The organism is Massilia hydrophila (assembly GCF_020208145.1).
Lineage (GTDB): Bacteria > Pseudomonadota > Gammaproteobacteria > Burkholderiales > Burkholderiaceae_D > Telluria > Telluria hydrophila.
In genome coordinates, this window is record NZ_JAHYBX010000005.1 from 157183 (window position 1) to 171335 (window position 14153).

General features: G+C 68.3%; 13 protein-coding genes and 1 other RNA gene. 5 read left to right on the forward strand and 9 right to left on the reverse strand.

What is annotated here, in order from left to right; all coding sequences use genetic code 11:
- Window positions 1-54 precede the first annotated feature (54 nt).
- Both ggt and LE190_RS14135 read right to left on the reverse strand, forming a co-directional pair.
- Window positions 55-1815, reverse strand: a complete 1761-nt coding sequence (gene ggt, locus LE190_RS14130) for a gamma-glutamyltransferase (RefSeq protein WP_225239302.1) — start codon at window positions 1813-1815, stop codon at window positions 55-57.
- An 18-nt stretch (window positions 1816-1833) separates the two neighbouring features.
- The gene (locus tag LE190_RS14135; protein ID WP_225239303.1) at window positions 1834-2256 is read right to left on the reverse strand and encodes a hypothetical protein; all 423 of its coding nucleotides are present in this window, start codon (window positions 2254-2256) and stop codon (window positions 1834-1836) included.
- Between the two features lie 239 nt (window positions 2257-2495).
- Between LE190_RS14135 and LE190_RS14140 the strand changes: the two genes are divergently transcribed.
- On the forward strand, window positions 2496-3059 hold the full coding sequence (locus LE190_RS14140) for a manganese efflux pump MntP (RefSeq protein ID WP_225239304.1): 564 nt from the start codon (window positions 2496-2498) through the stop codon (window positions 3057-3059).
- A gap of 137 nt (window positions 3060-3196) precedes the next feature.
- Here the strand turns inward: LE190_RS14140 and LE190_RS14145 are convergent, their stop codons facing one another.
- Window positions 3197-3676 (reverse strand): VOC family protein, encoded by a 480-nt coding sequence (locus LE190_RS14145; RefSeq protein WP_225239305.1) that lies wholly within the window; start codon window positions 3674-3676, stop codon window positions 3197-3199.
- Window positions 3677-3798: 122 nt separating this feature from the next.
- Window positions 3799-4635 carry a glutathione-dependent disulfide-bond oxidoreductase gene (gene yghU / locus LE190_RS14150; RefSeq protein ID WP_225239306.1) on the reverse strand — a complete coding sequence of 279 codons (837 nt, stop codon included), beginning with the start codon at window positions 4633-4635 and terminating at the stop codon, window positions 3799-3801.
- A gap of 175 nt (window positions 4636-4810) precedes the next feature.
- Between yghU and LE190_RS14155 the strand changes: the two genes are divergently transcribed.
- Both LE190_RS14155 and LE190_RS14160 read left to right on the forward strand, forming a co-directional pair.
- Window positions 4811-5551: a hypothetical protein gene (locus tag LE190_RS14155; protein WP_225239307.1), complete on the forward strand. Its 741-nt coding sequence runs from the start codon at window positions 4811-4813 to the stop codon at window positions 5549-5551.
- Window positions 5548-6078 carry a GNAT family N-acetyltransferase gene (locus LE190_RS14160; RefSeq protein ID WP_225239308.1) on the forward strand — a complete coding sequence of 177 codons (531 nt, stop codon included), beginning with the start codon at window positions 5548-5550 and terminating at the stop codon, window positions 6076-6078. The genes LE190_RS14155 and LE190_RS14160 overlap by 4 nt, the downstream gene beginning before the upstream one ends.
- 75 nt (window positions 6079-6153) lie before the next feature.
- On the opposite strand, the gene rpoH is transcribed toward LE190_RS14160, so the two are convergent.
- The 5 genes from rpoH to LE190_RS14185 form a co-directional block, all read right to left on the reverse strand.
- Window positions 6154-7044 (reverse strand): RNA polymerase sigma factor RpoH, encoded by an 891-nt coding sequence (gene rpoH / locus LE190_RS14165; protein ID WP_225239309.1) that lies wholly within the window; start codon window positions 7042-7044, stop codon window positions 6154-6156.
- Between the two features lie 451 nt (window positions 7045-7495).
- A complete protein-coding gene (ftsX, locus tag LE190_RS14170; protein WP_225239310.1) occupies window positions 7496-8410 on the reverse strand; it encodes a permease-like cell division protein FtsX in 915 nt (304 codons plus the stop codon).
- On the reverse strand, window positions 8407-9084 hold the full coding sequence (locus LE190_RS14175; RefSeq protein WP_225239311.1) for a cell division ATP-binding protein FtsE: 678 nt from the start codon (window positions 9082-9084) through the stop codon (window positions 8407-8409). Before LE190_RS14175 ends, ftsX begins: the two co-directional genes overlap by 4 nt.
- 8 nt (window positions 9085-9092) lie before the next feature.
- Window positions 9093-10199 (reverse strand): signal recognition particle-docking protein FtsY, encoded by a 1107-nt coding sequence (ftsY, locus tag LE190_RS14180; protein WP_225239312.1) that lies wholly within the window; start codon window positions 10197-10199, stop codon window positions 9093-9095.
- 159 nt (window positions 10200-10358) lie between these two features.
- On the reverse strand, window positions 10359-12065 hold the full coding sequence (locus tag LE190_RS14185; protein ID WP_225239313.1) for a thiamine pyrophosphate-binding protein: 1707 nt from the start codon (window positions 12063-12065) through the stop codon (window positions 10359-10361).
- Window positions 12066-12260: 195 nt separating this feature from the next.
- Here LE190_RS14185 and rnpB point away from each other — a divergent pair.
- Window positions 12261-12607: RNase P RNA component class A (rnpB, locus tag LE190_RS14190), an RNA gene on the forward strand.
- Between the two features lie 25 nt (window positions 12608-12632).
- A complete protein-coding gene (gene glpK, locus LE190_RS14195) occupies window positions 12633-14126 on the forward strand; it encodes a glycerol kinase GlpK (RefSeq protein ID WP_225239314.1) in 1494 nt (497 codons plus the stop codon).
- Window positions 14127-14153: the final 27 nt, after the last annotated feature.

Genomic DNA, 14153 nt, shown 5'->3' on the forward strand with positions numbered 1-14153 from the left:
CGACGCCACGAAACAGCCCCCGGCAGGGGGGCGGCTTGCCGGCGGCCGCGCCGCTCAGTGTCCCTTGCGCTGCACCAGCGCCGTGCCCACGCCGTGGCGCCGGCCTTCGCTGACGGCGGTCACGCTGCCGTCCGGATGGAACACCAGCGCGCTGGCGGCACCGATTTCCTCGGGGTCCGATTCCCAGCGGTGGCCCAGGCGCTCGAGCGCGCGCGCCGCCGGGCTGCCGGGAAAGCCCGGCTCGACCGAGGTGGCCGCGCCGTTGCGCTCGGACAGGCGCGGAGCGTTCAAGGCCGCGTCCATCGGCATGCCCAGGTCGAGGTGGTTGAAGATGGTCTGCAGCACCGTGGTGATGATGGTGGCGCCGCCCGGGCTGCCGATGGTGAAGGCCGGCTTGCCGTCCTTCAGGACGATGGTCGGCGCCATGCTCGAGCGCGGGCGCTTGCCGGCTTCCGGCACGTTCGGGTGCGGGCCGCCGAAGTCGAAATCGGTCAGCTCGTTGTTCAGCAGGAAGCCGTAGCCGGGCACCACGATGCCGCTGCCGCCCCAGGATTCGATGGTGAAGGTGTACGACACCACGTTGCCGTCCTTGTCGGACACCGTCAGGTGGGTGGTGTGGGCGTTCTCGCGCTGCAGCCGGGCGCCGGTGCGCGCGGGCCGGGGGCGCAGCGGAATGCTCGGGTCGTCCTGGAAGGCATACGGATCGCCGGCCGCCACCGTGCGCGCGGCGCGCGGCCCGATCAGCTTGCGGCGGGCGGCGGCGAAGTCCTTCGACAGCAGGCCGGCCAGCGGGGCGTCGACGTATTCGGGATCGGCCAGGTAGGCATTGCGGTCGGCAAAGGCGAGGCGGCTGGCCTCCAGGTACAGGTGCTCGGCCTGGAGACGCGGCATGCGTCGCAGTTCGAAGCCTTCCAGGATGTTGAGCGCCTCGGCCACGGTGGCGCCGCCGCTGCTGGGCAGGGGCATGCCGAATACCTCGTAGCCGCGGTAGGAAGAGCGCAGCGGCGGACGAATGCGCGCCTCGTAGTTGGCCAGGTCGGCCAGGCTCATGCGGCCCGCCAGTGCGCGCGCGCCGGGCGCGAGCGGCGGACGGTTGACGGCCTCGACGATGGCGCGCGCGATCGGTCCCTCGTAGAAGGCCTTGACCCCGCCCGCGGCGATCTCGCGGTAGGCGCGGGCCAGGCCGGGATTGCGCACCAGGGTACCCGGTGGCAGGGCCTTGCCGTCGCGCAGGTAGAGTGCACTGGTGGGTGCATACAGCTGAAATTTCCTTTCATTTTGGGACGTCAAATGATGGAATATTTCAGTGACCTGGAAGCCCTTCTCGGCCACGGCGATCGCCGGCGCCAGCACCTGGCGAAACTCCATGCTGCCATAGCGCTGCAGCGCTTCGTGCCAGCCGCGCACCGTGCCCGGCACCCCGACTGCGGCCCCGCTCGCCACCACGGTCTCGAAGTCGAGCGGCTTGCCATGTTCGAGGAAGACGGCGGGCGTGACGCTGGCCGGCGCCGTTTCACGGTGGTCGATGGTGATCACGCGCTGTTCGCGCGCCAGGTAGACCAGCATGAAGCCGCCGCCGCCGATGCCGCAGCTGAACGGGTCGGTCACGCCCAGCGTGGCGGCCGCCGCGACCGCCGCGTCGACCGCGTTGCCGCCCTGGTCCAGGATCGCCATGGCCGCCTGCGAGGCCGGTTCGCTGATGGTGGCGACGGCGCCCCCGGTACCGGTGGCAAGCGGGGTCCTGGCCGCCGCCGGCGGCGCATGCAGGACGATGGACAGGCCCAGCCCGCAGGCGAGCAGCAGCGCGTTGCGCATGGGTCGCTCCCGGCGCGCTTATTGCGCGTAGATGTTGATGGCCACCGGATAGGACGGCGGCGGATTGTTGGCCATGCCGCGCGGCGGCGGCGGCGTCAGGTGGTCGAGCACGATGCGCGAGCCGCGCAGCGCCGGCGACATGTAGCCGGGCCGGCCCGGCACCAGGTAGAAGGCCTGCGCCACGCTGCCGACGCGCAGGGTGAAGCGGTAGGACAGCTGCCCCGCCCAGACGCAGCGCGCATTGTCCGGGCAGCGGCTGTCTTCCGCGCCTTCGTAGGTGATGCTGAGGCGCTCGGCCAGCGGCAGCACCTGGTGTTCGGCCAGGGTGTAGCGCGCCTCGGGCAGGCGGTCGTGGCTGGTGGCGCAGCCGCCCAGCAGGCTGGCGCCGGCCAGCAAGAGCAGGGCGGGCGCACGGACAGGGACACGGAGCAGGGCAGGCATGCGATGTCATCCAGTTGTTTTTTTGGAATGGCCATCATAGCAAACCTGTCGGTCGCGGTCGCGCGCACGCGCGCCGGCGCGGCGGGATGGAGGGGGACATGGGGACGGCAGTGGTTGCGGCGTCAGGTCTTTCCTTCTAGAATGCCCACACCCCGAGCCCGGGGCTGCTTCCATCCTTGCCCTGCCGTAGCGTGCGGACACGCCCCTGTCCTGGCTGTGCGCCGCCGACCGGATCCATCATGACTTTCACCGCCCTCGTTTTCCTCGCCCTTGCCATGTCGACCGACGCCTTCGCCGCCGCGATCGCCAAGGGCGCCGCGCTGCGCAAGCCCGGCCTGCCGCAGGCCCTACGCATCGGGCTGCTGTTCGGCTGCATCGAGACCATCACCCCGCTGGTCGGCTGGGCGCTGGGCTCGCTGGCAGCCGACGCCATCCGCCAGTGGGACCACTGGATCGCCTTCGCCCTGCTGCTCGGGCTGGGCGCACGCATGATCTGGCTGTCCTTCGGCGCCGACGAGGAACAGGAAGAGGAGGGCGGCTCCCAGAACCTGCTGGTGCTGGTACTGACGGCGGTGGCGACCAGCATCGACGCGATGGCGGTCGGGGTCGGCCTGGCCTTCGTCGACGTGTCCATTGTGCACGCGGCCGCCGCGATCGGCGTCTCGACCACGGTGATGGTCACCATCGGCGTGCTGCTCGGACGGCGCCTGGGCGCGGCCGTGGGACGCAATGCCGAGCGCATCGGCGGCGTGGTACTGGTCCTGGTCGGCACCACGATCCTGATCGAGCACCTGTCCGCGTAGAGTGGGCGGCTGTACCCGGCAGCGGGAACGGCGGTTGCCCTGGGCGCCGCCCACGCGGTGATCGTTGGCGGCAGGTTCATCCGGCAGGTCCGCCAGGCGGGCGGCGGGAAGGGCCGCGCCGATCTCCCTTGCGGACCTCAGCCGCGGCGCGCGGCTTCGATGGCGGCGACGTCGATCTTGCGCATGCCCATCATCGCGTCGAAGACGCGTTTTGCCACGGCCGGGTCGGGGTCGGCGATGCCCTCGCTCAGCACGCGCGGGGTGATTTGCCAGGACAGGCCCCAGCGGTCCTTGCACCAGCCGCAGGCGCTTTCCTGGCCGCCGTTGTCGACGATGGCGTGCCACAGGCGGTCGGTCTCTTCCTGGTCCTCGGTGGCGATCTGGAAGGAAAACGCTTCCGTATGCGGGAAGGCCGGCCCGCCGTTCAGGCCGATGCAGGCAATACCGGCCACGGTGAACTGCACCGTGAGCACGTCGCCCTGCCTGCCGGACGGGAAGTCGCCCGGCGCATGGAAGACCGCACCCACCGCGCTGTCGGGAAAGGTGGCGGCGTAGAACTGCGCCGCTTCCAGGGCTGCACCATCGAACCAGAGGCAAATCGTGTTTTTGCTGAACATGGCGGTCTCCGAGCCGGGAAAGACAATGAAGGACGTCGCGCCAGCATAGCGCATCCGTGCGGCCCTGTGCCGGCGCCGGTGCAGGTACGGGCGCCCCGCCGGTGCCCCGTTGGCGCCGCCGCTCAGTCGAGGTCGGCAGCGTCGTGGCGTTCCGGCACCTGTTCCTCCGGCTTGCCGCGCACCCGGTTGACCTTGCGGCCGCGCAGTACCGCCGGGCGGGCGGCGATCTCGTCGGCCCAGCGCCGCACGTGGGGATAGTCGTGCACGGACAGGAATTCGCCCGCCTCGTACAGCTCGCCGCGCACCATGCCGCCGTACCAGGGCCAGATCGCCATGTCGGCGATCGTGTAGTCGCTGCCGGCGACGAAGCGCTGCTGCGCCAGCTGGCGCTCGAGCACGTCGAGCTGGCGCTTGGTCTCCATCGCATAGCGGTCGATCGGGTACTGCAGTTTTTCCGGCGCATAGGCGTAGAAGTGGCCGAAGCCGCCGCCCACGAAAGGCGCCGAGCCCATCTGCCAGAACAGCCAGTTCAGGGTCTCGGTGCGGGCGACGCCGTCTTGCGGCAGGAAGGCGCCGAATTTTTCCGCAAGGTAGACCAGGATCGCACCGGATTCGAATACCCGCACCGGCTCCGGGCCGCTGCGGTCGACCAGGGCCGGAATCTTGGAGTTCGGGTTGATGGCGACGAATCCGCTGGAGAACTGGGCGCCTTCGTTGATCTTGATGAGCCAGGCATCGTATTCGGCCCCGGCGTGGCCGAGGGCCAGCAGTTCCTCCAGCATGATCGTCACCTTGACGCCGTTGGGCGTGGCCAGCGAATACAGCTGCAGCGAGTGTTTGCCGACCGGCAGTTCGGCCTCGTGGGTCGGACCGGCCACGGGGCGGTTGATGCTGGCGAAGGCGCCGCCGCTCGAAGCGGGCGGGGTCCAGACTTTCGGTGGAACGTACTGGTCGGTCATCAAGGTCTCCTTGGGCAGGCCTGGTCAAAACGGTCATTCTAGCCGGGGCGGCGGGAACGCGTTTTCACGCCTGCAAACGCGGAACGGAATGCAGCACGCATGGAGTGGCCGGCGCATGGAATGTCAGGGCGGAATGCATGCTAGAGTTTGTTTCTCGGACATCGACGGAGACGACATGGAGGCAGGGGCGGCAGGGGCGGCAGATTCGCAGACCACGGCAGCGTCGGGCGAGGCCGCGCCGAAGAAGGCCCGCGCCTTCAGGCACTTCGCCGGCGAATACGTGATGATCGTCCTCAGTATCGTCACCGCCCTCGGCCTGGAAAACGGCGTACGCCAGTTCAACCAGGCGCGCGAGGCACGCGAAGCGGCGCGCAACCTGGATGCGGAGATTGCCGTGAACCTGGCCGAAATGCGCGCGGTCGTCGCGCATAGCGACGGCGAGGTGAAGCGCCTGCGGCGGCTGCAGGAGATCCTGTTGGCGGATATCAAGGCCGGTGTTGGCGATGAAGCGGCCATCCAGCACGTGATGCACGCATCGGGCGAGCGTTTCACCGTCAGCCTGCGCACCCCGTCCCTGCAGCGCGAAGCCTGGGACGTGGCGGTAGCCAACCAGGCGTTGAGCTTCATGTCGCAGGAACAGCTCCAGCGCTACGCGCGGCAATATGCCAACATGCGGGACATCCAGGCGATGATGCTGGGCGCCGGCGGCTCCTTCATCGACCGGCCGCAATTGTCGAACGTGATGAGCAACCTGGAGATGAGCGACATTACGGCGCGCGAGCTGTACCGGGTGCTCGCGCAGATGAGCTTTGTGCATGAGTCGAACAGCAAGAACATGCGCACGCTCGAGAAGCTGCTGGTCGGTGAGCAGCAGCGTGGCCTGAAGCAGGCCGGGCCCAAGGAATCCAGCGCATGAACGGTGCATTCACCACTTCTGTTCCCATCCTCCACACGGACCGGCTCATCCTGCGTGAATATCGGCGGGAAGACTTCGACGCATTCGCGGCGCATTGTGCCGATCCTGTCAGCGCGGCCTACATCGGTGTGGTCGAGCGCCAGGCTGCATGGCGGATCTTCTGTTCACAGGCAGGAATGTGGCTCCTGGATGGCGCCGGATGGTGGTCGGTCGAGGAACGGGAGAGCGGCCGGCTCGTCGGCAGTGTCGGCGCGTTCTTTCGCGAGGAATCGAAGGTGATGGAGCTCGGCTGGAATACTTATCGTGCCTGCTGGGGCCAGGGATTCGCACACGAAGCGGCAGCGGCACTCCTGCACCATGCTTTCGAGGTCCGGCGCGAATCAACAGTTCGGGCGCTCATCGATCCAGGCAATGCATCGTCGCTGCGCGTTGCCGGGCGCCTTGGCCTGACGTACGAAGCGGACGTCGCGCTGTATGGCAAAGCGGTCGGCATGTATACGCGCGAGCGCGGCGCCGCGCTTGTCTAGGCCTGCAGGGCTGCATCGAAACTGCCAAAGAAAAACCCCGCCGCAGCGGGGTTGTTGGTTGAAGCGTGCAGGCGCTCACACGTAAGCCGCCAGCGCGCCTTTCATCTTCTTGAGCGCCGCCGATTCGATCTGGCGGATGCGCTCGGCCGATACGCCGAATTCCTCGGCCAGCGTATGCAGCGTGGCGCCCGAGCCGTCGTCGTTGGCCAGCCAGCGCGCTTCCACGATGCGGCGCGAACGCGGGTCCAGCTTGCCGAGCGCGGTTTCGATGCCTTCCGATTGCAGGCGGTCAACCTGCGCCGCTTCCAGAACGCGGGTCGGCTCCTGCTGCTCGGAGGACAGGTAGGCGATCGGCGCGAACTTGTCGTCGTCGTCATCGGTTGGCGATTCGAGCGCGATGTCGCGGCCCGACAGGCGGGTTTCCATCTCGATCACTTCTTCGCGCTTGACGTCGAGCATCTTCGCCAGCTCGTCGACCTGGCCCGGGGTCATGGTGTCCAGGCCCACCTTGTTGCTGCGCAGGTTGAAGAACAGCTTGCGCTGGGCCTTGGTCGTCGCGACTTTCACCAGGCGCCAGTTCTTGAGGATGTATTCGTGCATCTCGGCCTTGATCCAGTGCATCGCGTACGAGACGAGACGCACGCCCTGGTTCGGGTCGAAGCGCTTGACGGCCTTCATGAGGCCGATATTGCCTTCCTGGATCAGGTCGGCGTGCGGCAGGCCATAGCCGAGGTAGCCGCGCGCGATCGACACCACCAGGCGCAGGTGCGAAAGCACGAGCTTCTGGGCAGCGTCCAGGTCGTTCTTTTCCCGCAGCCGCGTTGCCAGCGAAACTTCCTCTTCGTGGGTCAGCATCGGCAGGCGATTGACGGCCGAGATATAGGCGTCGATGTTGCCGAGATTGCCGGTAAAGCCCAGTCCCAGAGCACGACTTCCGGCTGGAACCAATGCGGATTGTGCGGACATGTTCAATTTCCCTCGTAGTGATCTGCATCCAATGTGCCACGGACCCATGTCACGCGACACCAGCGTTACCCCTTGTTACCGGATGCTTTCCTTGATTTTTGCTGTCTTCGAAGCATATATTAGCACTCTCCCGAGGTGAGTGCTAGACGATCGATCGGTCCGCGGGAATCGATTAAGTTTGGCTAAAGTATTGCCATTTGGAATCAACTACGCAGATCTTTTACTGTAGAGCAAAGGCAGGCTCGATTTGCTTGATTCACATCAAAAGTGTGCGAAAAACAGCTGGAAAACGGTGGAATGGCGCTTAGGGACAGATTAGGGGCGCCAGCGGCTGGCTTCTGTTGGCTGGCGCACCTTCAGCGGGCGCGGCCTGTAGGAATAGCGCTCGCCTGAGCGTAGGGAGCGACGGCTAAGCCATATCGCTCCCTGCGCGGCAGGCGGCGCTGCAGCCCTAGCGCACGCGCGCCAGGTGGCGCTGCACCGACAGCATCGCACCGATCAGGCCGAGACCGGCGCTGATCGCCAGCACGCCCGCCGTTTCCAGTGCGCCGAGCGGCGCCAGCTGGAATTCCGACGCGTACAGCCGGGCGAACTCGGCGATGGCCGCGTTCAGCGGCGCCAGCGCCAGCAGCACCGCGCCGAGCGCCACCGCGCCCGCGCACAGGCCGAGCAGGGCGCCCGTGTAGTAGAAGGGACGGTGGATGAAATTGTCGGTCGCCCCCAGCAGTTTCGAGACGGCGATCTCTTCCTTCTGGGTCAGCACCTGCAGGCGGATGGTATTGAACACCACCGCGATCACCACCACGCCCAGGGTCAGCGCCAGCAGCAGCAGGGCCAGGCGCAGGATGGCCAGCATCGCGGCCAGGCGCTTGACCCAGGCCGAGTCGACCTGCACCACGTCCACGCCGGGCAGGGCGCGCAACTGCGCGCTGATGGCATCGACCTGGCTGGCGGCGCCGCTGCCGTCCAGGCGCATGCGGAAGCTGTCCGGCAGCGGGTTGTCGCCCAGGGTGTCGAGCACGTCGCCCAGGCCGCTCCTGTCCTTCATCGCGGCCAGGGCCCGCTCGCGCGGCACGAATTCCAGCTCGGCCTTGCCGCCGGCGGCGGCGATGGCGCGGATGCGCGGCTGCAGGGCGGCTGCCTGCTCGCGCGTGGCGTCGAGCTCCAGGAACACGCTCAGTTCCGGATCGACCGACAGCTGTTCGGACAGCGGCCGCACGTTGTCGAGCAGGGTGATGCCGGCAAACGGCAGCATCAGGGCAAACGCGACCACGAGCACGTTGAACAGGAAGCTGCCTGGCGCCTTGCGCACCGTGGACAGGGCCGAACCGAGCGCGAAGCTGTGCTGGCGCATCCAGGGGCTCATGCCGCACCTCCCACGTGGCCAGCGTCGGCCAGTTCGCCATGCTCGAGGCGGATCACGCGCGCCTGCGCGCTGTCGAGCACGGTGTCGTCATGGGTCGAGATCAGGCAGGTGACGCCGGCGGCGTGGAAGGCGCGCAGCGCGTCCAGTACCCGGTCGGCAGCGGCGCGGTCGAGGTTGGCGGTCGGCTCGTCGGCCAGGATGATCTGCGGGCGGTTGACGATGGCGCGCGCCACCGCCACCCGCTGCTGCTCGCCGCCGGACAGTTCCAGCGGCAGGGCGCGGGCGCGCTCGCCCAGGCCCACCTTGTCCAGGGCCGCGCGGGCGCGCCCTTCGGCCTGGCCCCGGGGGGCGCCGGTGACCAGCAGCGGCAGCATCACGTTGGCCAGGATGTTACGGTCGTTGAGCAGGCGTTGGTGCTGGAAGATCAGGCCCAGGTTGCGGCGCAGGAAGGGAATGCCGGCCTTCTTGATGCGGCCGATGTCCTGGCCGTTGACCGTGACTACGCCGCTGCTGGGCCGCTCGACGGCGGCCACCATTTTCATCAGGGTCGACTTGCCGGCCCCGGACGGGCCGGCCAGGTAGACCAGTTCGCCCTTGGCGATGCTGAGCGAGACGTCGCGCAGCGCATAGGCATCGGAGGAATATTGCTTGGAGACGGACTGGAACTCGATCATCTGCTTCCTCAGCCCAGCAGCGCTTCGACGAATTCTTCGGCGTTGAACGGCTGCAGGTCGTCCAGTTTCTCGCCCACGCCGATAAAGTACACCGGCACCGGGCGCGTGCGCGCGATCGCGGCCAGCACGCCGCCCTTGGCGGTGCCGTCCAGCTTGGTGATGATCAGGCCGCTCAGGCCGAGCGCGTCGTCGAAGGCTTTTACCTGGGCCAGTGCGTTCTGGCCCGTATTGCCGTCGATGACCAGCAGGGTTTCGTGCGGCGCGCCGTCCATGCCCTTGCCGATGACGCGCTTGATCTTCTTGAGTTCTTCCATCAGGTGCAGCTGGGTCGGCAGGCGGCCGGCGGTATCGACCATCACCACGTCCACCCCGCGCGCCTTGCCCGACTGCACCGCATCGAAGGCCACGGCGGCCGGGTCGCCCGAGGCCTGCGAGATCACGGTGACGTTGTTGCGCTGGCCCCACACCATCAGCTGCTCGCGCGCGGCGGCGCGGAAGGTGTCGCCGGCGGCCAGCAGCACCGACTGGTCGAAGCGCTGCATGTGCTTGGCCAGCTTGCCGATGGTGGTGGTCTTGCCGGCGCCGTTCACGCCCGAGATCATCATCACGAGCGGCGCGTGGCGGCCCAGTTCCAGCGGCTTTTGCAGCGGCATGAGCAGCTCGACCATCAGCTCCTTCAGCGCGGCCTTGACGGCGGCGGCGTCGAGCAGCTTGTCTTCCTTGACCTTGCGGCGCAGGGAGGACAGCAGGTGTTCGGTGGCGTCCATGCCGGCGTCCGACATCAGCAGCGCGGCCTCGAGCTCCTCGTACAGGTCCTCGTCGATGCGGGCGCCGACGAACAGCAGCGACAGGTTGCTGGAAGTCTTGGACAGGCCGGCCTTCAGGCGCGCCATCCAGGATTTCTTCTGCTCCGCGACGCTGGTGGGGCGCTCGGCGGTTTCGGGGAAGAGTTCGCCTTCGCCGGGGGGTACCGGCTCGGGCAGGGGAGCGGACTGCGGGGCCGGCCGGGGCGCCGCTTCCTTGGCGGTGACGGGCGCGATGGGCGCGGCTGGCTCGGCCGCCGCGGGCGGGCTCGCCTCGGCTTCAGGCTTCTTTCTTTTAAAGAAACTAAACATAGATGGTGGGGGCGGATCCTGCGCAGGGGCCGGTGGGAACCGGCGATGAAAAATAGTGCGAATATTTTACCAGAGCAGCAAGACGCGCCCACCCCGGTCCGGCGCCGGACCAGGGTGGGAGCAAACCCGGTGTGGCGCGGGCGCGCGCCCACGCTCCGCTTATGCCGTCGCCCGGGCCGCCTGCGCGTTCTGGCGGATGGTGTCCAGCGTCGCGTTCGGCGTGATCAGGTTGCCGTCGTAGCGCAGCTCGATCAGGGCCGGCAGCTGGCGTTCGCGGGCATACGCCAGCGCGCGCTCCAGGGCGGGGCCGAAGGCCTCGGTGGTCTCGACCACTTCGCCGTGGCCGCCATAGGCGCGCGCGAGGGCGGCGAAGTCCGGATTGTGCAGTTCGGTACCCGACACGCGGCCCGGATAGTCGCGCTCCTGGTGCATGCGGATGGTGCCGAACATGTTGTTGTTGAACAGCAGGACCAGCAGGCCGGCGCGGTACTGCACGGCGGTGGCCAGTTCCTGGCCGGTCATCATGAATTCGCCGTCGCCGGCGAAGGTGACCACGGTGCGTTCGGGCGCGATGATCTTGGCCGCCACGCCGGACGGCACGCCATAGCCCATGGCGCCGCTGGTCGGCGCGAGCTGGGTGCGGCGCCCGCCGTAGCGGTAGAAGCGGTGCGCCCAGGTGGCGTAGTTGCCAGCGCCGTTCGTGATGATGGTGTCGCGCGGCGCCTGCCGCATCAGTTCCTGCACCACCTGCCACAGGTCGAGCGGGGCGCCGCCGCCCTGGGCGAAGATCGGCGGCTGGCCCTGCCAGGCAGCCAGCTCGGCCTTCGCTTCTTCCACCGTGCCGGCCCAGGCCGACGCATCCACCGGCGCCATCGCGGCCAGCATCGCGCAGGCTTGCGCCGGGCCGCTGGCGATCATCAGGTCGGCCTGGTAGACGCTGCCCAGTTCGTCGGGGTCGGCATGGATGTGCACCAGTTTCTGGCGCGGCACCGGCGACGACAGCAGCGAGTAGCCGCCGGTCGTCATCTCGCCCAGGCGCGGGCCGATCGCGATCACCAGGTCGGCGTCTTTCACGCGCGCGGCCAGCTTGGGGTTGATGCCGATGCCGACATCGCCCACGTAGTTCGGGTGCGCGTTGTCCAGCAGGTCCTGGAAGCGGAAGGTGCAGCCCACCGGCAGGCGGTTGGCCTCGGCGAAGCGGGCCAGGTCAGCGCAGGCCTGGTCGGTCCAGGAGCCGCCGCCCAGCAGCACGACCGGGCGCCGGGCGTCAAGCAGCATGGCGCGCAGCTGCTCGATCTGCGCCTGCGCCGGCGCGGCCTGCACCGGCTGGTAGCGGCGCGCGTCGGCCACGGCCGCCTGCGCCACCAGCATGTCCTCCGGCAGCGCCAGCACCACCGGACCCGGGCGGCCGCTGGTGGCCACCTGGAAGGCGCGCGCCACGTATTCGGGGATGCGGTCGGCGCGGTCGATCTGCGCCACCCATTTCGCCATCTGGCCGAACATGCGGCGGTAGTCGATTTCCTGGAAGGCTTCGCGGTCGATGAAGTCGCTGCCGACCTGGCCGATGAACAGGATCATCGGGGTCGAGTCCTGGTAGGCCGTATGCACGCCGATCGAGGCATTGGTCGCGCCCGGGCCGCGGGTGACGAAGCAGATGCCTGGCTTGCCGGTCATCTTGCCGTAGGCCTCGGCCATGAAGGCCGCACCGCCCTCCTGCCGGTTGATCACGAAGCGGATGCTTGAGTCGTGCAGCGCATCGAGCACGTCGAGATAGCTTTCGCCGGGCACGCCGAAGGCGGTGTCCACGCCGTGGGTATGGAGCGCATCGACCAGGATCTGGCCGCCGCTGCGGGAAGGGTGCGTCATGGTATCGGTCATCCTTGGAGTTGTGGCATCCGGGCATTCTATGTGGATGGGCGGGGCAAGGATTTTGAAATGGCGACACGAAATTTCAGAAAACGCGGCAGTCGCCCGCCTGGCCGGCCGGGAGCCTGCGCGGAAAACGACAGCGGCGCATGGCGCCGGCCCGGCGCCAGCCCGATCGGTTACAATGCCTCCCGTGAAGCAGGCCAGACAGCCGCTGGTCCTCACTTTCGGGTGCGGGCGGGAGGAAGGTCCGGACTCCACAGAGCGGGGTGACGGTTAACGGCCGTCCGCTGAAAGCCCGGCGCAAGCCGGGTATAAGGCGAGGAATAGGGCCACAGAGACGAGCGTATTCAGTTACGGTGAAACGCGGTAACCTCCACCTGGAGCAATTCCAAATAGGCACGCGTTGATGTTGCTCGCGGAGCGTGCGGGTAGGAAGCTTGAGCGCTGGAGTAATCCAGCGCCTAGAGGAATGGCTGTCATAGGGGCGTCCCGCAAGGGAGACCACTACACAGAATCCGGCCTATCGGCCTGCTTTACTTGAATTCGGCCCTGGCGGAGTCATCGATGCAGCAATACATCCTTGCCCTCGACCAGGGCACCACCAGTTCGCGCGCCATCCTGTTCGACCGCGCCGGCTTGCCGGTTGCCAGCTGCCAGCAGGAGTATCCCCAGCACTTTCCCCAGCCCGGCTGGGTCGAGCACGACGCCCTCGACATCTGGCACAGCCAGCTCGCCTGCGCGCGCGCCGTATTGCGCCAGGCCGGCGTCGATGGCGCCCAGGTCGCCGCGCTCGGCATCGCCAACCAGCGCGAGACCACCATCCTGTGGGACCGCGCCACCGGCGAACCGGTGGCGCGCGCCATCGTCTGGCAAGACCGCCGCACCGCCGATTTCTGCGAGCAGCTGCGCGCGCAAGGGCAGGCCGGCGAGATCGGGCGCCGCACCGGCCTCGAACTCGACGCCTATTTTTCCGCCACCAAGCTGCACTGGCTGCTGGAGCACGTCCCGGGCGCGCGTGCGCGCGCCGAGCGGGGCGAACTCGCCTTCGGCACGGTCGACAGCTGGCTGGTGTACCGCCTGTGCGGGCGCCACGTCACCGACCCCAGCAATGCCGCGCGCACCATGCTCTTCAATATCCATACCCTGCGCTGGGACGCGGAGCTCCTCGGCCTGTTCGATATCCCGCCGGCCGTGCTGCCGGAAGTCGTCGCCAGTTCCGGGATCGTGGGCCTGGCGGCCGCGGACTGGTTCGGCGCGGCGCTGCCGATCGCCGGCATCGCGGGCGACCAGCAGGCCGCCACCTTCGGCCAGGCCTGCCAGCGCAAGGGACTGGTCAAGAATACCTATGGCACCGGCTGCTTCATGCTGATGCACGCGGGGGAGACGCCGCCGGTGTCGCAGCACCGGCTGCTGTCCACCGTCGGCTGGACGGTCGCCGGCACCACCGACTACCTGCTGGAAGGCAGCGTCTTCATGGGCGGTGCCACCGTGCAGTGGCTACGCGACGGTCTCGGCATCATCAAGCAGTCGCAGGACGTCGAAGCGCTGGCCCTGAGCGTGCCGGACAGCGGCGGCGTGATGCTGGTGCCGGCCTTTACCGGCCTGGGCGCGCCGCACTGGGACCCCTATGCGCGCGCCGGCATCGTCGGCATGACGCGCGGGACGACCGGCGCCCACATCGCGCGCGCGGCGGTCGAAGCGATCGCCTACCAGAGCGCGGAACTGCTGGTGGCGATGCAGAAGGATGCCGCCTGCGCCGTCACCGAGATCCGCGCCGACGGCGGCGCCGCCCGCAACGACCTGCTGATGCAGTTCCAGGCCGACCTGCTGGGCGTACCGGTACTGCGTCCGCGCGTCCTTGAGACCACGGCGCTGGGCGCGGCCTACCTGGCCGGGCTGGCGGTAGGCTACTGGGACAGCCGGGAAGACATCGCGCGCCAGTGGCAGGTCGAGCGCCGCTTCGAGCCGGCGATGGGAGAGCAGGAGCGCACCGAACGGATGGCGCGCTGGGGCAGGGCCGTCGCGCACGCAAGGAGCTGGGGGCAGGACCAGGGCTAGGCCGGCCTGGCGCAACTGGCGCTGCCG